The organism is Streptomyces sp. NPDC104202 (genome assembly GCF_055584185.1).
The window spans coordinates 54,022-72,355 of sequence record NZ_JBVJMN010000033.1 but is presented as its reverse complement, the minus strand read 5'-3'; the positions used below and the strand labels follow the sequence as shown (position 1 = coordinate 72,355).

Below are 18,334 nucleotides of genomic sequence, written 5' to 3'. Positions count from 1 at the left end.
TCCACCATGCTCCGATTCAGGCCGGGCCGACGCGGAGGAACGACCGCCTCCCTGCTCGTCGCCGCCTCGCTGATGTTCACGCTCAGCTCCTGCGGCGTCGACACGGTCACCCCTCAGGACGCGCGGAGCGAGGCCGGAATGGACGGCAAGGCGGGCTCGACGACGCGGCGCGTCGACTGCGCCAAGGTCAAGTGCATAGCGCTGACCTTCGACGCGGGACCGGGCAAGGACACCCCCCACCTCCTGGACGTCCTGAAGGAGAAGCAGGTCCCCGCGACCTTCTTCCTCCTCGGCAGCAAGCACGTCGACCGCTATCCCGGGGTGGTCAAGCGGATCGCCGACGAGGGGCACGAGGTCGCCAACCACACCTGGACCCACCGCATCCTGACGGACCTCGACGCCGCCGACGTCCGTGACGAGCTGTCGCGCACCCAGGACGCCGTCGAGAAGATCACCGGCCGGAAGCCGACCCTCATGCGCCCGCCGCAGGGCCGCACCGACGGCACCGTGTCCGACGTCAGCCGTGAGCTGGGGCTCGCCCAGGTCCTGTGGAGCATCACGGCCAAGGACTACTCCACCACCGACTCCGGCCTCATACGGCAGCGGGTGCTCGACCAGGCGCACCAGGACGGGATCATCCTGCTCCACGACATATACGACGGAACGGTCCCGGCCGTTCCGTCGATCATCGACGAGCTCAAGCGCCGCGGCTTCACCTTCGTGACGGTCCCGGAACTCCTCGCGCCGGGGAAGGCCGAGCCGGGCGCCGTCTACCGCCCGGAGAAGGACTGACACCGCAGGTCGCCCTCCGGCGGAAATCGGGTGAGGTGACTCACATCGCCCACCGCGGACCTCTCGGAACATTCGGGAAAGGTTTACCGTTCATACGTATGTGACTGCGAAGGGGTCCGGTCCCCAAGGTCCCCCCCAGAGGTGACCGCTCTTCACCGTCACGGCGATCGGCCCCGGTTGGAATCCCCCGTCCAACCGGGGCTTTGTCGTTCCCGCATCGCCGCATCGCCGCATCGCCGCATCGCCGCATCGCCGCATCGCCGCATCGCCGCATCGCCGAGCCGACGGCAGGCGGCGTGCGGCCTGCGCGGGGCGATCGGCGGCCTGGGGTGAGCAGCGGGATGTCGGCCGGCTGTGACACGCCACCCGCCCGCCGACTCGCCGGATATCCGCGCCGGGCATCAATCGTCCCCGTCCCTGGCCGCCCACACGGCACGTCGACGGCGCGTGAACGGCGCACGCCCCGGCGCGTTCGACTCGTTCGAGTGAGCATCCGCATGGCTGCCGAGCCTCCGGGCAGTGATCACCCCGGGGAGCCTGACGATCACCGACAGGCCCCTTTGACCAGGGGCGATCGATGGGGGATCTCATGCTCAGCACCGCCGGACGCATCCGTCGCGCGTCCCTCACGGCCGCGGCCGCGCTGCTGTTCTCCGGTTGCACCGTGGTCGGCCCGGGAGGCCCGGCAGGGGTGGGCGGCCCAGGCATGCCGGCTTCCCCGGCCGCGCAGGGCGAACTGTTGAAGGCGGCGGAGCACCGGCTCGTCGCCGACTGCCTCGGCGACCGGGGCATCACCCTGTCGGCCAGGCCCCGTGCACCGGACGAGGACCGGGCCCTCCAGGCGGCGCTCTTCGGCGCCGGCCCGCGGGAACTGTCCGTCACCCTGACCACGGGGGCGACCGTCAGCGCGCACGAGGACGGTTGCCTCGGAGCCGCCCGGCGGCTGCTCTACGGCGACCAGCGGCGCTGGTTCCGTGTGCAGGTCACCGTCGACAACGTCCGGGCCGAGGCGCAGGCCCGGATGCGCGCGGACCCTGCTCACCGTGCGGCGCTCGCCCGCTGGACGCGGTGCGCCGCCCCGCCCGACCGCCCCCGTCCCGACCGCCCGGACCTGGCCGTCGCCGCCCGATGCGCCCGCGAGAGCGGGTTCGACGAGGTGCGCAAGCGGCTGGAGCCCGCCGAACTGGCCCGGGTTCGCACCCTGCACCGGGACGAACTCGCCGCCAACCGCCAGCTGCGCGACCGCGCGCTGCTCAGGGTCGTCGCGCTGCCCGCGTCGCGGCCGCCGTCGTCCGAACCGCCTCCCCTCGCGACGGCCGTCTCCGCACCACCCGCAGAAAGGCCCCACCTCTCGTGAAGCGATGTCTCGTGACGACAGCCGCCGCGCTCCTTGCCGCGACCGCCGGCCTCGCCCTCGCCGGCGCGGCGCGGGCCGCGGAATGCCCCAGCGGAGAGTTCTGTGACTCCCTCATCTGGTCGACCGGAGGCTGACCGGTACCCGTGATGCCCCGCATCGGTCCTCGGGCCGGTGCGGGGGCCCGGTGTCCCTGAGCTCAGCCGCGGCTCAGGGGCCCGGTCGGGTGCCGGAGGACGGAGGTGAGCATGAGGCCGGCACCGCGGACGACACTGGTCGCGGGGTCGTTGGCCAGCCGGACCCGGGACCGCAGGAGGTGTGCGAGGCGTCCGGTCACGTCGAGACGGAGGGCACCGCCGCCCGTCACGAGCACCCCGCGGCGCAGTGCGCCACGGACCGCTCCGGTGCGGTCGTGCCGCCACAGGTCGCTCACCAGGTCGGCGGCCGTCCCGGCGATCGTGTCCGGTACCCGTCCGGTCTCGGGCACGTCGTCGACCCCCACCTCCGCGAGGCGGGCGTCCTCGACCAGACCGTCCACGACGAGGGTGACCTCGGTCAACTGGGCGCCCAGGTCGACCACGAGCAGCGGGCCGTCGCCGGGCGGGGCAGCGTACGCCGCCGCCGCGCGGGCGCTGTCCACGGCGATGACCCGGGCCGGGCCCAGGGCGTCGACCATCCGGCGCGCCTCCTCCCGCTCGCCGGGGCCGGCGAGGACCGGGTGGGTCAGCATCACGACGGTGTCGTGCCCGTCGTCACCCGGGGCCGAGGCGGTCAGCCGGCGCAGCAGTCGGAGCTGGGAGTCCGAGTCGGTGACGCGGCCGCGCCGTACCGGACCGCTCGGCACGTCCGCGAAGACGCCCGCCCCCGGCGCCCAGGCCCGGGTCCGGGAGCTGCCGATGTCGAGGGCGATCCCGCGGACGGGCCGCCTGGCGGTCCTGCCCCCGACTGCTGATCCGAACGATCCCATCGCTGCCGTCCATTCGCTCCGGACCCGCTGATTGCGAGGCCGATCTGGAATCTCACACCCGCTGATTGCGAGGCCGATCTGGAATCTCACTATGCAGTATCCGTAGCGGCAGCGCTATGACGCACAGGGATCGAAGGTCATTCGATGAAGCGTCCTCAGTTCTCGGCGCCGAGCCACAGGTCGGGTCCGAACACCTCGTAGTGGATGTCGGCCGCCGCGGTGCCGGAGCCGAGGAGGTCGCCGCGCACCGCGCGGAGGAAGGGGAGCGGGCCGCAGAGGTAGGCGGTCGTGCCCGTGGGCAGGTCGAGCGCCGTGACGTCCGCGCGGCCCGGGCGGGCGCCCGAGTCGCCCGGCTCCTCGTACCAGAGCTCCAGCGTCGCGTGCGGCAGCGCGTCGACGAGCCGTCGCAGCTCCGCGGCGTGGGCATGGGACGCGGGGGAGCGGTCGGCGTGGACGACCGTGACCGGGCGGGCGGACCCGGTGGCCGCGAGGTGGTCGAGCATGGCCAGCATCGGGGTGCTGCCGATGCCGGCGGACGCGAGCAGCAGCGGACCGTCGCCCTCCGGCAGGACCAGGTCGCCGAACGGGGCCGACACCTCCACGCGGTCGCCCTCACGGGCGTGGGTGTGCAGCCACGAGGACACCTCGCCCGCGGGGTCGCCGTCGACGCGCTTGACGGTGATCCGCCACTCGGGGCGGCCGGGGGCGGACGACAGGCTGTACTGGCGGATCTGCCGGGCGCCGTCGGGCAGGGTCACCCGCACGCTCACGTACTGGCCGGGCCGGAAGGCGGGGGTGGGTGTGCCGTCGTGGTGCCGCAGGGTGAAGGAGGCGGTGTCGGCAGTCTCCTCCTGGCGTCCGGCGATCTCCAGGGAGCGCCACACCTCGCCCTCGGGCACGCCGGTCTCGCGGTAGAGACGGGCCTCCACGGCGATGAGCGCGTTCGCCATCAGCCAGTACACCTCGTCCCAGGCCCGGGCGACCTCCGGGGTGACCGCCTCGCCGAGGACCTCGACGATGGCGGCGAAGAGGTGCTCGTGCACCACCTTGTACTGCGCGGAGGTCACGCCGAGCGAGGCGTGCTTGTGGGCGATGCGGGACAGCATGGTGTCGGGGCGGCTGTCCGGGTGGTCGAGCAGGGCGACGGCGAACGCCGCTATGGAGCCCGCGAGTGCCTTGCGCTGCTCGCCGTTGGCCTGGTTGCCCCGGTTGAACAGGTCGCGGAGCAGTTCGGGGTGCGCGGCGAAGAGGCGCGAGTAGAACCGCTCGGTGATCTGGTCGAGGGCCCCGCCGACGGCGGGCAGGGTGGCGCGGACGACCGGAATGGCCTGCTCGGACAGCATGGGAACTTCCAATCTGGTAAATGATCTACGTATTTAAAAAGCTGCGAAAGGCGCCCGGGAGGGCGAGTGGATCAGTCGGCGGGGCGTGAGGTGAGGGAGAGCAGCAGCGGTCCGGTCGGCGAGGTCACGAGCTCCGCCACGGTCAGGGGGTCGAGCGCCCGGTAGAACGCCTCCTGGGCCTCCCGGAGCGCCCCGCGCAGCCGGCACGCGGCGCGCAGGGGGCACGGGGGGTCGCCCTCGCAGGCGACGACCTCCTCATCGCCTTCCAGCGTGCGGGTCAGCCAGCCCACCGAGGAGCGTCGCCCCAGCTCCGTCAGGGCGAGACCGCCGCCCCGTCCCCGCCGCGCCTCGACCACGCCGAGGTGCTGGAGCCGCGTGACCACCTTCGCCATGTGGGCGTAGGGCACGTCCATCGACTCCGCCACCTCGCGGGTGGTGACGGACTCTTCCGGTACGGTGACCGCCAGGCGCATCACGGCACGGAGCGCCAGGTCGGTGAACTTCGTCAGCCTCACGGCGTGACCGTATCAAAATGGCATCTGGAATACGCATTCAGGGGGTGGGTCGGCGCTTCAGCCGCCGCCACAGCCACCAGCCGCCCGTGAGCAGGCAGCCGGCGACGAGGACGAGGGCGATCACCGGCCACCGGGCGCCCGCGGTCCTGAGGTCCGTGGTGACGACCAGGAACACCGCGACGGCCGGGACGAGAAGCGAGCCGAGCGCGCGCAGCAGGGCCACGGCCATGGACGCGTCGACGCGGACGCGGCGCTGCGGGCGGAGGTCGCGGGAGCCTGCGTAGAAGACCGTCGCCCGGTCGGTGAGGCGGTTGGTGGCCCGCCAGTACGCGACGGCCAGGTAGGGGAGCCACACGAGGGGGGCGACCAGGCCGACGAGGAATACTGCACCCGTCAGCGCGTACTGCCCGAGACGGACGAGGCGCCCTGGCCCCTCACCGCCCGGCGTGAGCAGGCCGAGGAGCCGCGCCATCCTCATCACCAGGTCCCACAGGGACGCCCGTCTGCCGCGGGGCCGGGACCCGGCCGTCCGGACGGTGGGCGGAGCGGTCCGCAGTGCCGCACGGGCCGCGGCGGTGTCCCCGTACACGCCTTGGAGGACCAGCAGTTCGGCCGCCCGTTCCGGGTCCTCGGCGTCCCGTCCCTCGATCGCGGCCAGCTCGAGGACCATGCGCGCCTGCGAGAGCAGGGCCCCGCAGAAGGCGACGGGGACGAACAGCAGGAAGGGGCCCCCGACGAAGGCCCCTTCGGCGGTCACCGCCCGTCGCCCGCGCGTCAGCACGAGGGCCCGCAGCGTCGCCGTGTCGGCTCCCGGGTGGGCGGCCCGCAGGCGGTCGACGGCGGTGGCGGCGCCCGGCCCCATGTGGCGCAGGGCGAAGGAGGCCAGGGACTCAGGCAGCCTGCCCGGGTCCGCCGCCACCTCCCGCAGCAGGGAACCCGCGAGCCCGGCCGCCGGGGTCCCGGTCTCCTTCCGCACCCGCGTCCGCCTCCTCGCGCCCGGTCAGGCCAGGATCTTCGCCTTGGCCTTCTCGAACTCCTCCGGGGTGATGGCGCCCTTCTCCTTCAGCTCCGCCAGCCGGTGCAGTTCCTCGCCGGTGCCGCCGGCGGGCGCCGTCCCCGCCGTCTTCCGGATGTAGTCCTGGAAGGCGGCCTCGCTCTCCCTGGCCTGCTTGATGTCACGCCGGCCCATGCCCTTGCCGCGGGCGATGACGTACACCAGTACGCCGAGGTAGGGGAGCACGATGCAGAAGATCAGCCAGCCGGCCTTGCCCCAGCCGTGCAGCTCGTGGTCGCGGAAGATGTCCGTGATCACCTTGAACAGCAGGAACAGCCACATGATCCAGATGAAGAACCACAGCATGGTCCAGAAGACGTCGAGGAGGGGGTAGTCGTCCATTCCTGCGCACTCCGTTCCCACCCGGCCGGGAGAGGCCTGGTGTCGGAGTGAGTCTCACCCAGCCCCCGCGGGACCGCACGTCGTGGCCGCCCGGCGCGCGGACCGCCGGCGAGCATGGTCGAATGGACGGCGACCCGGGGTCTCGGCCTCGGGCCGGCCCCCGCTCTCAGCCGCGCCGGAGGGCCGCCAGGGCGCGGTCCGCGTGGGCGCTCATGCGCAGTTCGCTGCGGACGACCTCGACGATCCGGCGGTCCTGGCCGATCACGAACGTGACCCGCTTGGTGGGGGCGAGCGAGAACCCGCGCTTCACTCCGAATCGTTCGCGTATGGCGCCTTCGGGGTCGGAGAGCAGGGGGTAGCCCAGGGAGTGCCGCTCGGAGAACTCCTGCTGCCGCGCCACGTCGTCGGAGCTGATGCCGACGGGGAGCGCGCCGGCGGCGCGGAACTCGGCCGCGAGGTCGCGGAAGTGGCACGCCTCGGCCGTGCACCCGGGCGTCATGGCCGCCGGGTAGAAGAAGAGGACGACCGGCCCCTCGGAGAGGAGGCCGGTGAGCGAGCGCTCCGCACCCGTCTCGTCCGGAAGGCTGAAGTCCTCGACGAGGTCACCGACATTCATGAAGCCCGTCCCCGATCCGTACCCGCACCGCCACCGGCACCTCCGGTGGCCGGTCGGTGACGCTACCGCAGAGTAGCCCCCGGCGGTACACAGGGGTGGGACAACGCCGGGGGAGAGATGGGGCCACGGCCGCGGGTCAGGACAGGGGGGCGGCCTCGGTCCGGGCGGCCGCTCCGCCCCGCGCGGCCGCGCGGCGGTCGAGCACCTCCAGGGCGCGCTCGCCCCAGCGCAGGTTCTCCTCCTCGAAGAACCGGCCGCGCATCAGCGTCAGATAGGGCCCGACCCGCTCCGCCTCGACGAGGTAGGTCTCCTCGTCGCGCCCGGCGAGCATCCACTCGCGCAGCCGGTCGTAGCGGGCCAGCTTGTCCCGGGCCGTCTCCATCCGCTGCGCGACGAAGCCGCGGACCGCCGTCGTGTCGCCCTCGTCGCAGGCCTGCACCTGGACCAGCAGCTCGTCGCGGACGGCGCTGGGCCGCGGCGGTGTCGACGTGTAGTCCGCCAGGTCCCGCAGTCCCGGCTCGGTGAGGCGGAACATCCGCTTGTTGGGGCGCCGTTCCTGCTCCACCACGCGGGCCGTGATCAGACCGGCCTCGTCGAGTCGGTCCAGCTCGCGGTAGAGCTGCTGCGGGGTCGCAGCCCAGAAGTTGGCGACGGACACGTCGAAGATCTTGGCCAGGTCGTATCCGGATGCCTCGCCCTCCAGGAGAGCGGCGAGAACGGCGTGCTTGAGCGACATTCCGACACGCTAGCAGCACGTTGAATAGTTTCCTCCGCACCTAATCACCGGGGCACCCGCGGCCGGTCGGGTGTGCTTCGCTGGCACGTCCGTACGGTGCCTGCCACGCTTGAAAGGGGGCAGGCCGCGGGGGAGCAGATCCGAGGGGCAGCGCGATGGACAGCGACTCGTTCGTCTACACCACCTACATCCGGACGACTCCCGACGACCTCTGGAAGGCACTCACCGACCCCGAGCTCACCCGGCGCTACTGGGGCGTGGCCTTCGAGACCGACTGGACCGCCGGAGCACCGATGGTCTGGGACGAAGGCGGCCGGAGCACGTCCGACCCGGAGCAGGTCGTCCTCGCCGCCGAACCGGGCCGCCTCCTCTCCTACACCTGGCACACCTTCACCCCCGCCTGGGCCGAGGCCGTCGGCCTCGGCCACGAGGTCCACGAGCGCCTCGCCGCCGAGCGCAGGTCACGGGTGACGTTCGCGATCGAGCCCTCCGGCGACATCGTCAAGCTCACCGTCACCCACGGCGACCTGGAGCCGGACGGGACCATCAAGGGGCTGATCGCCGAGGGGTGGCCCGCGCTGATCGCCAGTCTCAAGTCCCTCCTGGAGACCGGCGAGGAGCTTCCCGAGCCCGCCCGCTGACCCATTCGAGTCGTCTCGCCCGGTACTCCGCCGCCACGCCCGGCGCCTTGATCATCTTTCTGTAGGTTCATCGGTTCTGATGATCGGGTCGGCGTCCTCCGCCGGCGTCGTCGTCCGGAAGGGGAGGGTGTCCGACGTGCCGTCACGCAGATACGTACGAGGGTGGGGAGCGCTGTCCCTGGCCGTCGGAGCCGTCCTCGTCGGTACGGCGGCCCAGTCGCCCGGCGGCCGGGAACCCCGTCCCCTCCTCGCCCCCGATCCCACCGCGATCATCACCGTCGACGGCTGCTCCGCGGGCACCGGCCTCTGCTCCGTGCCCCGGCGCACCGTCGAGCTGGCCGGCGGGCCCGTGCTCACCGGAGCCCCGTTCCTGATCGACCGGCGGGTGACCGGACCCGTGGAGATCGCGCTCCGCACCCCCGGCGTCCTGGCCGACGTGACCGTCACCGACCGGCGCGGCCGCCGGGTCGCCGGATCGGCGAGCGCCGACCGCACCCGGTGGACCAGCGCGGGCGCGCTTCCCGCCGACGCCGTGCTCGCCGCGCGCCTCGTCGTCGAGCGCCCCGACGGCGGACGGATCCACCGCGACCTCGCCCGCCTGGACTTCCGCACGGCCGCCGCACCGGCGGGGGAACGGCTCACGGTCGACTTCGGACCGGAGGACGGCCGGACCTACGGCGTGGGCCAGCCGGTCACCGCGGAGCTCAGCCACCCCGTGCCGGCCGGCGACCCCGCGGCCCGGCGCGCCGTCGAACGCGCCCTCGACGTCCGTGCCGAACCCCATGTCGAGGGCGCCTGGTACTGGGTCGACGCCACCACCCTCCACTACCGGCCCCGCACCTTCTGGCCCTCCCGCGCCGTCGTCCACGTCCGCAGCGGGCTCGACGGCGTGCGGGTCGGCGGCGGGCTCTTCGGCGGCCCCTCCAGCCCCGTCACCTTCACCACCGGACCGCGGATCGAGGCGGTCACGGACATCGGCGCCCTGACCATGACCGTCCGCGAGGACGGCCGGGTCCTCCGCACCCTGCCGGTCACCACCGGCAAGGAGGGTTACCGCACCCGGAGCGGCATCAAGGTCGTCCTCGGCAAGGAGCCGACGGTCCGGATGCGGGGCGACTCCATCGGGATCAAGCGCGGCAGCCGCGACTACTACGACCTCAAGGTCCGCTGGGCCACCCGGGTGACCTGGAGCGGCGAGTACCTGCACGCCGCGCCCTGGTCGGTCGACGCGCAGGGCGCCGAGAACGTCAGCCACGGCTGCACCGGCATGAGCACCGAGGACGCCGCCTGGCTGTTCGACACGGTCCGCGAGGGCGACCTCGTCAGCTTCGTCAACGGATACGGGGCGCCCATGACGCCGTTCGACAACGGCTTCGGCGACTGGAACCTCAGCTGGCCCGAGTGGCAGCGCGGCAGCGCCTTCGCGCCCGGCGCCACCGTCGCGGCGGCCGGCCCCTCCGCCGGCATCCTCCGTCCGGAACTCTGACGGGCCCGCCGCGCCGGGCGGAGGAGCCTGTGGCCGCCCCCTCCCGCGCCACGCCGCCGCGCCGATGGGCGCCCCGACCCCGTACCCCTCGGTGATACTGACGTCCTGTCAGCACCCGTCGACCGCAGGGAGCCTCGATGCCGGACGTCACCAGGGTCGCCGTCGGGGACGCCACGCTCTTCGTCGAGGCGCGACGGCTCGACCCCGAGTGGGAGCCCGAGGGCATCGGCGACCGGATGCCCGATCTCTCGGCGGTCACCGAGGCCCTCTCCGCCTTCGCCGGCCGGATCGGTGACGCGCTGCACCAGGCGGCACCGGACCGGGCCACCGTCGAGTTCGGCTGCCAACTGGGCCTGGACGCGGGCCGGCTCACGGCCCTCGTCGTCCAGGGAAGCGCCCACGCGAGTCTGCGCGTCACGCTCGAATGGTCCAAGAAGCCCCACTGAGGCGGTCCCGGCCGCAGCTGGAACGGCCGGAAAGCCCCACCGAGGCGGCCCCCCCCCGGCGCACGGGCCGGAACGGCCCGGGGCATCCCCACGGGCCCCTGTCCCGCAGGGCACGCGTGCAGACGCTGGCGCCTGACGGCGGTCTCTCCGGGGGCGCGTCCCCGTCCGGGAGGGGCGGGGCCGAGGCCGCAGCAGCCAGGTCCCGCAGCCATTCCCGGCCCGCGTCCTCGGCCCCCGGCAGTGTCACGGTGCTCCCGCCGCTCGCACAGACGCCGGGCGGGTACGCGGACCCCGCCGCCGCGCGGTGGCGGGGTACGTCCGTGTGCCGCCCCTCGTGGGCGCGGGCCCGTCGGGGGTGACGTCGCCCCCGACCGGCCCGCTCCCTCCCCGGCTCAGTCGGTCGGGCGCGGCTCGCGCCACATGCCCCACAAGGTGGGCCCGCCGCCCGGCAGCCGGAGCTCCTCGCGCACGGTGAAGCCGAAGTGCTCGTACACCGGGAGGTTGGACTCCTTGGAGGACTCCAGATAGGCGGGCATGCCGGCCGCGTCGGCCTTGGCGAGGCCCGACCGCAGCAGGGCGGACCCCTGCCCCTGGCCCTGGGCGGCGGGATCGGCCCCGATCAGCGCCAGCGACCAGTGGGGCTCCCGCGGCGTGTGGGCGGCGGCCGTCTCGACGGCCTCGCCGAACAGCCCGGCCCGGTCGCCGAGGATCTCGGTGAGCTGCCGGATGGTCTCGGCGTCGGGCACGGCCTTGTCCTGGGCCTCGGGCGCCACCCAGAACGCCGCGGCCGCCTCGGTGCGCTCGCACACGCCGTGGAGGACGTACTGCCGGGTGAAGAGGATGGTGAAGTAGCGCTCCAGCGCGGTCGCGCGGGTGGACGCGTCGGGGAAGAACCATCGCATCATCGGGTCGTCGTCGAAGGCGCGGGTGAGGGCGCGGCTGATGGCCGCGGCGTCGTCGATCGTTGCCTTGGTGGGCATGTTCGTTATCGCCATACGGGCCATTCTGCACGTGATGATCTTGAAATCGGACGCCGGGTCCGGCGCCGGACCCGCACCGTGCCGGCCGGGCCCGCGTCCGTCGCCCCGGTCGTCGCCTGCGACGATGGCGTCATGGAGCATTCCGAGGAGAGGACCGTCGCGCTCGCCGAGGCGGTCGCGCTGCGCGAGCGGGGCCGCAAGGACGAGGCCTGCGAGCGGCTCGTCGTACTCGCCGCCCGGTGGCCCGACGACGCCGAGGTCGCCTACCAGACGGCCTGGGCGCACGACGTCCTCGGCCGGGAGGCGGCGGCCGTGCCCTACTACGAGCGCGCCCTCGCGGGCCGCGGGCTCACCCCCGACGACCGGCGCGGCGCCCTGCTCGGCCTCGGCAGCACCTACCGGATCCTCGGCCGGTACGAGGAGGCCGTCGCCCTGCTGACCGCAGCCTCCGAGGAGTTCCCCGAGGACGGGGCGCTGCGCGCCTTCCTCGCGATGGCGCTGTACAACACCGGCCGTCACCACGCGTCGGCCCGGCTCCTCCTGCGGCTCCTCGCGGCCACCAGCGACGACCCGTCCGTACGGCAGTACCGGTCGGCCATCGAGCACTACGCCGAGGACCTCGACGCGACCGAGTGACGCGTCGGCCCGCCGGGCCGAGGGGTGGGCCCGGGGCGCGGTTCCGGGGCGTCGTCAGTCGTTCACGGCGGTCAGCAGGACCACCGCGTCCTCCAGGGCCGTCAGGCCGTGCCGCTCCTTGGGGATCATCCGGAGCGCGCCCGCCGCCATCTCCTGCGCCCACCCGGGCGAGGTCAGCTTCACGCGGCCCCGCAGCACCTGGAGGCTGGCCGCGGGGGGCGCGTTGTGCTCGTCGAGGGAGGTGCCCGAGGTCAGGGCGATGACGGTCTGCCGCAGCACCCCGTCGTGCATCACCAGATGGGCGCTGCGCCCGTGCGCGGCGGTGCGGGCCGCGGCCAGGTGCTCGTCGGCGAGCTCGGTGAGGTCCGACATCATGAATCTCCCTGCGGGGTGCCCTCCGGAGAGGTGCGCGGGCGGATACACCCAGCCTCCCGTGTGACGTCCGGGACGCAACTCGGGACCGCCGCGCGCGCCGACCCGGCCACCGCCAGGAGCCCGCCCGCGACGCAGGCCCCGGCGGCGAGCAGCGCGGCCGGCCAGCCGTGGGCCGCGTACAGCCACCCGCCCGCCAGCGAGCCGAGGGCGCCGCCGCCGAAGGTGGCCAGCATGAAGACCGTGTTGACACGGGCGGCCACGTCCCGGCCGATGGCGAAGATCCTGGCCTGCGCCGCGACCTGGCACGAGCTGATCCCGACCACCAGCAGGTTCGCCCCGGCCGCCAGCCCCGCGGGCGAGGCGGGAGCCAGCCCCGCCACCGAGAGCCCGAGCCCGGCGCAGACGAGCCCGCCGGCGTTCACCGCCCCCGCGCCGAACCGGTCGGTGAGCGGTCCCGCCGTCGCGGAGAGCAGCGCCGCCGGCAGCGTCAGCAGACCGAACAGGCCGGCCACTCCCGGTCCGTATCCCAGCGGGGGCGCCGCGAGATGGAAGGCGAGGACCGCCCAGAAGACGCTGAACGCGGCGAAGGCGCACGCCCCGATCACCGCCGCGAACCGCAGTTCCCGGTGGGCGGTGAGGAGCCGGGGCAGCCCTGCCAGGAGCGCGGCGTACGACGTGCGTCCCGGCGGTCCCAGTCGCTCGGGCAGCCGTCGCGGCAGGACGAACAGCAGGGCCGCCGTCGCCACCGCGGCCACCACGTACGCCGCCCGCCAGCTGCCGGTCGCGTCGGCCACCGCGCCCGAGACCGTCCGGGAGAGGGTCGAGCCCAAGGTCAGGCCGAGGCCCACCAGGGCCACCACCCGGCCCCGCCGCGCGGGGCCGGCGAGGACCGCCGCCACCGGCGTGAGGATCTGCGGGAGGACCGTCGTGGTGGACAGGGCGAGCGTCGCGACCGTCAGCGTGACGACGTCGGGCGCCGCCGCGGCCACGAGCAGGGCCGTGCTCGTGAGGGCCGGCAGCACGAAGGTGAGGCGCCGCAGCCGGGCGGTGTCGGCGGTCGGGACGAGCAGCAGGAGGCCGAGCGCGTAGCCCACCTGGGCGGCCGGCGCGATCAGGCCCGCCGTCCGCTCCGAGACCTCCAGGCCGCGCGCCACGGCGGCCAGCAGCGGCTGCGGGAAGTAGAGGTTCGCGACGGTGACCGCGCCCGCCACCGCGAGCAGCGGCACGTGCACGGGCCGGGCGGGGGAGGGGGCGACGGCGGGGCTCGGTTCCACGGACTCTCTTCCATAGGGCGGCGGGGACTCCCACCAGGCTCCCGTCGCCGCCCCGGCCGAACAAGGTGCGATCATCGAAGCGGCGTTGAGCCACACTCAACGACGACTGGAGGCGTGGTGCTCGAACGGTACGAACTGGAGGCGTTCCTGACGCTCGCCGAGGAACTCCACTTCGGACGCACCGCCGAACGCCTCGGCGTCACCACCGGCCGCGTCAGCCAGACCGTCAAGAAGCTGGAGCGCCGCGTCGGCACCCCGCTCTTCACCCGCACCAGCCGCAGCGTCCGCCTCACCCCGGTCGGCCGGCGCCTCCAGGAGGACCTCCTGCCGGCCTACCGGCAGCTGCGCGCCGCACTCGAACGCGCCACCGCCGCGGGCCACGGCCTCCAGGGGCGGCTGCGCGCCGGCTTCGGCACACCCTGGGGAGGCGAACTGCTCACGGCCGCCGCCGACGCCCTCCTCGTGCTCCACCCCGCCTGCGAGATCACCGTCCGGGAGGTCCCGCTCGACGAGGGCGTCCGCCCTCTCCGGGACGGCACGCTCGACGTCCAGTTCGTCACCTTCCCGGTGCGCGAGCCCGGCCTCACCATCGGGCCCGTCGTCGTCACCGACGACCGGGTGCTGCTCCTGCCCTCCGCCCATCCGCTCGCCGGGCGTTCGTCCCTCGGCGCGGAGGACCTCGCCGGGCTCGACCTCATCGCTCCCGAAGGCGCCGTCCCCGACTACTGGACCGAGCACCACTACCCCCGCACCACCCCCTCCGGAGCGCCCATCGGCCGCGGCCCGGCCGCCGCCACCTGGCAGGAGGTCCTCTCCCACGTCTCGGCGGGCCGCGGCGCCGCCCCCGGCGCGGCACGCGGAGCCGTCTACCACCCCCGCCCCGGCATCGCCTACGTCCCGCTGCGCGACGTCCCGGCCCTCACGTACGGCCTCGCCTGGCCGACCGCCGCCGACTCCGACCTGCTCGGGGCCTTCGTGGAGGCCGTCGGCCGGGCGGCGGCCCGACCGGCCACCCGGGTCGGCAGCCGGCCGGTCAGGACTCCCGGGACGCCACCAGCGTCCCCGCCAGGTGGTCGTACGCCACGTGCGCGTGGAGGCGGACACCCGTGACGAGCGTGTCGTCGTCCGCGTAGAACTGCGGGTGGTGGTTGGTGACCAGACCGCGCCCGCCGGGCAGCGGCACCGGCCGGCCCGAGGGGTCCAGGGACGCGTCCTGGACGCCGAGCATCACGTACAGCCCGCCGAAGCGGCCCACGAACTCGGAGACGTCGTCGTACCCGAGGGTGCCGCCCGTCTCGACCACCCGCTCCCCGCCGGCCACCCGGCGAAACGTGGGCAGAGCCGCCTCCACCCACGGCGCGCTGTTGTGCACCGGGGGGACGGGCTGGAGGTACTCCACGGAGGCCGCCGCCCCGTACGCCGCCGCCGAATGCTCGGCCAGCGTGGTGAGGCGCCGCCGCACCCCGTCCATGTCGGACTCCACGGCGCAGCGGACCGTGCCCCACAGGGTCACGGTCTGGCCGACGATGTTGAAGCGGCCGACGTCCTCGACATGGCCGATGGAGACGGTGACCGCGTCGAACGCGGAGACCTGTCGGTACAGCTGGCCGATCCCCGTCAGCACCGCCCCCACGGCCGGCATCGGATCGATCCCCTGCCACGGAGTGGAACCGTGCGTCTGCTTCCCCGTGACGACGATCCGGACGAGGGCGGAGGCGCCGTACTGGTTGCCGATCCGGTACCCGACGTACCCCTTGGGGTACGGCGTCACATGGAGCCCGAAGGCCATGGTCGGCACCGGGTCCGCGCACGCGCCGGCCTCCACCATGGCCCGCGCGCCGCCCTCCTCGGTCACCGGTGGGCCCTCCTCGGCCGGCTGGAAGAGGAAGAGGACCGTCCCCGGCAGCCGTTCGCGGACGCCCGCGAGGACCGCGGCCGCACCGAGCAGCATCGCGGTGTGGCAGTCGTGCCCGCACGCGTGCGACACCGGGAACGGGCCGCCCGGGTAGTCGGCGTCGACCACCTCCGAGGCGAAGTCGGTCCCGCACAGGTCCCGCACCGGCAGCGCGTCCATGTCCGCCCGCAGCGCCGCCACCCGCTCCCCGCCCGCACCGCCGCGCAGGACGCCGACGACCCCGTGTCCCGCGACACCGGTGCGGACCTCGTCCAGACCCAGCGCGCGCAGCTCCTCCGCCACCAGCCGGGCCGTGTTCACCTCCCGGTTGGACAGCTCCGGATGCCGGTGCAGATGACGCCGCCAGGCCACCACCCGTTCCGCCACCGCGCCCGCCCGCTCGTCCAGTTCACCGTGGATCGCCTCGCCGTCCAACGGGGACTCCCTCTCGTTCCGGCCGAAGCCGTGGCCATGGGAAGCGTGCCTCCTCAGCCTGCCAGCCCGCGGCCCGGCCTGCCGAGAGCGCATGCGGACGACCCGGCACACGGGGCCGGAAAGGGAGGGGAAGAGGGCCGGTCTTCGTCACGGCCCGGCGGCGCGAGGAGACGACACATCCTCCGCCACTCTCAACGTATAGCGCACCGGGGGGCTTGCGGCAAGGCCCCCGTGGTGCCGCACAATCTCCCCTCGAAGCCAGGACCTGCGGAAACGGGAGACATGCAGCCTCAGACCACCAGCGCCTTCCACCTGCCCGACAGCCTCGCGGCCAAGGCCGACCCGGCGCTGATCGCCGGAGACGAGAAGCACTTCGCGGCCATCGCGGAGAGCCTGGAGCTGGCGATCGCCGAACTGTCCGACCGCCTCGACGCCGAACGCAGGGCACCGGGCGGCGTCGGCCAGGCGGCCATGGAGCGGGATCTGGAGATCCACCGGCTGACCGCCCGCCTGCGCGCCCTGCGCCGCTTCGGCCTCGACCTGTGCCTCGGCCACGTCGTCGGCGAGGACGGCGCCGAACCCCTCTACATCGGCCGCCTCGGCCTCACCGACGGCGACGGACGCCGGCTGCTCGTCGACTGGCGCTCCCCCGCGGCCGAGCCGTTCTTCGCGGCCACCCACGCCCGCCCGATGGGCCTGGTCAGCCGCCGCAGGTACCGCTGGACGCGCGGCCGCGTCGGCGACTACTGGGACGAGGTCTTCACCGCCGACGGCCTGGAGAACCACGCCGCGCTCGACGACCAGTCCGCCTTCATCGCCGGCCTCGGCGGCACCCGCTCGGCCCGGATGCGTGACGTGCTCTCCACCATCCAGTCCGACCAGGACGCCGTCATCCGCGCGGGGTCACGGGGCGCGCTCGTCGTCGACGGCGGTCCCGGCACGGGCAAGACCGTCGTCGCCCTGCACCGCTCCGCCTACCTCCTGTACGCCGACCCCCGACTCGGCCACCGCCGCGGCGGCGTCCTCTTCGTCGGCCCCCACCAGCCGTACCTGAACTACGTCGCCGACGTCCTGCCCAGCCTCGGCGAGGAGGGCGTGCAGACCTGCACCGTGCGGGACCTCGTCCCCGAGGGACCCGCGGCGGCGGCCGAGACCGACCCCGAGGCGGCTCGCCTGAAGGCGTCCGCGGACATGGTCCGGGCCGTCGAGACGGCCGTCAGGTTCTACGAGGACCCGCCCACCGAGGCCATGACCGTCACCACCGCCTGGTCGGACGTCCCGCTGACCGCGGACGACTGGGCCGAGGCGTTCCGCGCGGTCGAGCCGGGCACCCCGCACAACGAGGCCCGCGACCAGATCCTGGAGGAGCTGCTGACGATCCTCACCGACAAGAACGACGCCGACGTGCCGCCCGAAGAGTTCCGCAAGGCGCTGCTGCTCGACCGGGAGCTCGTCGGCACCCTCCACCGCGCCTGGCCGCTCCTGGAGGCGACGGACCTCGTCGGCGACCTGTGGACCGTCCCCGCCTACCTGCGGCTGTGCGCCCCCTGGCTCGGGCCCGACGAGGTGCGCACGCTCCGGCGCACCGACCCCCACGCCTGGACACTGTCCGACCTGCCGCTCCTGGACGCCGCCCGCCACCGGCTCGGCGACCCGGAGTCGTCGGCGCGCAGACGCCGCCACCAGGCGTCGGTCGAGGCCGAGCGGGCCCGCATGGCCGACGTCATCGACAACGTGCTCGCCGCCGACGACGACGGCGAGGGCGCGGTCACGATGCTGCGCGGACAGGACCTCAAGGACAGCCTGGTCGACGACGCGGCCCTGCCCGTCACCGACCCCGTACCCCTGGCCGGCCCCTTCGCCCACATCGTCGTGGACGAGGCGCAGGAGCTCACCGACGCCGAATGGCAGATGCTGCTGCTGCGCTGCCCGTCGCGCAGCTTCACCGTCGTCGGCGACCGGGCCCAGGCCCGCCACGGGTTCACCGAGTCCTGGACCGAGCGGCTGGAGCGGAACGGCTTCGACCGGATCGACGTCGCGTCGCTGAGCATCAACTACCGCACGCCGGAGGAGGTCATGAGCGAGGCCGAGCCGGTCATCCGGGCCGCGCTCCCCGATGCCAACGTCCCGACCTCCGTCCGCAGCAGCGGACTGCCCGTCACGTACGGAGCCGTCTCCGAGCTCCGCCCGGTCCTCGACGGCTGGCTGAGCGAGCACGCGGAGGGGATCGCCTGCGTCATCGGCGACCCGGCCTTCCGGGAGACCTCACGCGTCCGGTCGCTCACCCCGTCGCTGGCCAAGGGCCTGGAGTTCGACCTCGTCGTCCTCGTCGAACCGGAGCGGTTCGGCGACGGCGTCGAGGGGGCCGTCGACCGCTACGTCGCCATGACCCGCGCGACCCAGCGTCTCGTCGTCCTGAGCGACTCCTGAGCCTCTCCTGACGGGCGC

20 protein-coding genes are annotated in these 18,334 nt (G+C 74.0%); 9 read left to right on the top strand and 11 right to left on the bottom strand.

Annotated elements, in window-relative coordinates; genetic code table 11:
- The first annotated feature begins 6 nt into the window (after positions 1-6).
- The 3 genes from ACZ60W_RS21615 (at position 7) to ACZ60W_RS21605 (ending at position 2,283) form a co-directional block, all read left to right on the top strand.
- Positions 7-792: a polysaccharide deacetylase family protein gene (locus ACZ60W_RS21615; protein ID WP_469756959.1), complete on the top strand. Its 786-nt coding sequence runs from the start codon at positions 7-9 to the stop codon at positions 790-792.
- Positions 793-1,381: 589 nt separating this feature from the next.
- Complete coding sequence (locus ACZ60W_RS21610; protein WP_469756958.1) at positions 1,382-2,149, top strand: hypothetical protein; 768 nt, start codon at positions 1,382-1,384, stop codon at positions 2,147-2,149.
- An 11-nt stretch (positions 2,150-2,160) separates the two neighbouring features.
- The gene (locus ACZ60W_RS21605) at positions 2,161-2,283 is read left to right on the top strand and encodes a hypothetical protein (protein WP_469756957.1); all 123 of its coding nucleotides are present in this window, start codon (positions 2,161-2,163) and stop codon (positions 2,281-2,283) included.
- 62 nt (positions 2,284-2,345) lie between these two features.
- Here the strand turns inward: ACZ60W_RS21605 and ACZ60W_RS21600 are convergent, their stop codons facing one another.
- The 7 genes from ACZ60W_RS21600 to ACZ60W_RS21570 all read right to left on the bottom strand — a co-directional run bounded on the left by ACZ60W_RS21600 (position 2,346) and on the right by ACZ60W_RS21570 (position 7,719).
- Complete coding sequence (locus ACZ60W_RS21600) at positions 2,346-3,113, bottom strand: rod shape-determining protein (protein ID WP_469756956.1); 768 nt, start codon at positions 3,111-3,113, stop codon at positions 2,346-2,348.
- 155 nt (positions 3,114-3,268) lie between these two features.
- The gene (locus tag ACZ60W_RS21595; RefSeq protein ID WP_469756955.1) at positions 3,269-4,456 is read right to left on the bottom strand and encodes a globin domain-containing protein; all 1,188 of its coding nucleotides are present in this window, start codon (positions 4,454-4,456) and stop codon (positions 3,269-3,271) included.
- Between the two features lie 71 nt (positions 4,457-4,527).
- Positions 4,528-4,971, bottom strand: a complete 444-nt coding sequence (locus ACZ60W_RS21590; protein WP_469756954.1) for an RrF2 family transcriptional regulator — start codon at positions 4,969-4,971, stop codon at positions 4,528-4,530.
- 37 nt (positions 4,972-5,008) lie between these two features.
- Positions 5,009-5,947 carry a hypothetical protein gene (locus tag ACZ60W_RS21585; RefSeq protein WP_469756953.1) on the bottom strand — a complete coding sequence of 313 codons (939 nt, stop codon included), beginning with the start codon at positions 5,945-5,947 and terminating at the stop codon, positions 5,009-5,011.
- A 24-nt stretch (positions 5,948-5,971) separates the two neighbouring features.
- Entirely contained in the window at positions 5,972-6,367 is a 396-nt protein-coding gene (locus ACZ60W_RS21580) for an SHOCT domain-containing protein (RefSeq protein ID WP_469756952.1), read from the bottom strand.
- A gap of 166 nt (positions 6,368-6,533) precedes the next feature.
- On the bottom strand, positions 6,534-6,983 hold the full coding sequence (locus ACZ60W_RS21575) for a peroxiredoxin (RefSeq protein WP_469756951.1): 450 nt from the start codon (positions 6,981-6,983) through the stop codon (positions 6,534-6,536).
- Between the two features lie 136 nt (positions 6,984-7,119).
- Positions 7,120-7,719: a PadR family transcriptional regulator gene (locus tag ACZ60W_RS21570; protein WP_469756950.1), complete on the bottom strand. Its 600-nt coding sequence runs from the start codon at positions 7,717-7,719 to the stop codon at positions 7,120-7,122.
- A gap of 155 nt (positions 7,720-7,874) precedes the next feature.
- Between ACZ60W_RS21570 and ACZ60W_RS21565 the strand changes: the two genes are divergently transcribed.
- From ACZ60W_RS21565 to ACZ60W_RS21555, 3 genes are all read left to right on the top strand, one after another.
- Complete coding sequence (locus tag ACZ60W_RS21565) at positions 7,875-8,360, top strand: SRPBCC family protein (RefSeq protein WP_469756949.1); 486 nt, start codon at positions 7,875-7,877, stop codon at positions 8,358-8,360.
- Between the two features lie 136 nt (positions 8,361-8,496).
- A complete protein-coding gene (locus tag ACZ60W_RS21560; RefSeq protein ID WP_469756948.1) occupies positions 8,497-9,846 on the top strand; it encodes a L,D-transpeptidase in 1,350 nt (449 codons plus the stop codon).
- Between the two features lie 137 nt (positions 9,847-9,983).
- A complete protein-coding gene (locus ACZ60W_RS21555; protein WP_469756947.1) occupies positions 9,984-10,292 on the top strand; it encodes a CU044_2847 family protein in 309 nt (102 codons plus the stop codon).
- Positions 10,293-10,684: 392 nt separating this feature from the next.
- Here the strand turns inward: ACZ60W_RS21555 and ACZ60W_RS21550 are convergent, their stop codons facing one another.
- Positions 10,685-11,287: a GNAT family N-acetyltransferase gene (locus ACZ60W_RS21550; protein WP_469756946.1), complete on the bottom strand. Its 603-nt coding sequence runs from the start codon at positions 11,285-11,287 to the stop codon at positions 10,685-10,687.
- Positions 11,288-11,404: 117 nt separating this feature from the next.
- On the opposite strand from ACZ60W_RS21550, the gene ACZ60W_RS21545 reads away from it, so the two are divergent.
- The gene (locus tag ACZ60W_RS21545) at positions 11,405-11,908 is read left to right on the top strand and encodes a tetratricopeptide repeat protein (protein ID WP_469756945.1); all 504 of its coding nucleotides are present in this window, start codon (positions 11,405-11,407) and stop codon (positions 11,906-11,908) included.
- Between the two features lie 54 nt (positions 11,909-11,962).
- Here the strand turns inward: ACZ60W_RS21545 and ACZ60W_RS21540 are convergent, their stop codons facing one another.
- Positions 11,963-12,280, bottom strand: a complete 318-nt coding sequence (locus ACZ60W_RS21540) for a cupin domain-containing protein (RefSeq protein WP_469756944.1) — start codon at positions 12,278-12,280, stop codon at positions 11,963-11,965.
- Positions 12,280-13,557, bottom strand: coding sequence for an MFS transporter (locus ACZ60W_RS21535; protein WP_469756943.1), 1,278 nt, complete (start codon positions 13,555-13,557; stop codon positions 12,280-12,282). Before ACZ60W_RS21535 ends, ACZ60W_RS21540 begins: the two co-directional genes overlap by 1 nt.
- Before the next feature lie 114 nt (positions 13,558-13,671).
- On the opposite strand from ACZ60W_RS21535, the gene ACZ60W_RS21530 reads away from it, so the two are divergent.
- Positions 13,672-14,667, top strand: a complete 996-nt coding sequence (locus ACZ60W_RS21530; RefSeq protein ID WP_469756942.1) for a LysR family transcriptional regulator — start codon at positions 13,672-13,674, stop codon at positions 14,665-14,667.
- Here ACZ60W_RS21530 and ACZ60W_RS21525 read toward each other — a convergent pair.
- Positions 14,591-15,886 carry a M20 metallopeptidase family protein gene (locus ACZ60W_RS21525; protein WP_469756941.1) on the bottom strand — a complete coding sequence of 432 codons (1,296 nt, stop codon included), beginning with the start codon at positions 15,884-15,886 and terminating at the stop codon, positions 14,591-14,593. The genes ACZ60W_RS21530 and ACZ60W_RS21525 overlap by 77 nt on opposite strands.
- 282 nt (positions 15,887-16,168) lie before the next feature.
- On the opposite strand from ACZ60W_RS21525, the gene helR reads away from it, so the two are divergent.
- The gene (gene helR, locus ACZ60W_RS21520) at positions 16,169-18,316 is read left to right on the top strand and encodes an RNA polymerase recycling motor ATPase HelR (protein ID WP_469756940.1); all 2,148 of its coding nucleotides are present in this window, start codon (positions 16,169-16,171) and stop codon (positions 18,314-18,316) included.
- Positions 18,317-18,334 lie beyond the last annotated feature (18 nt).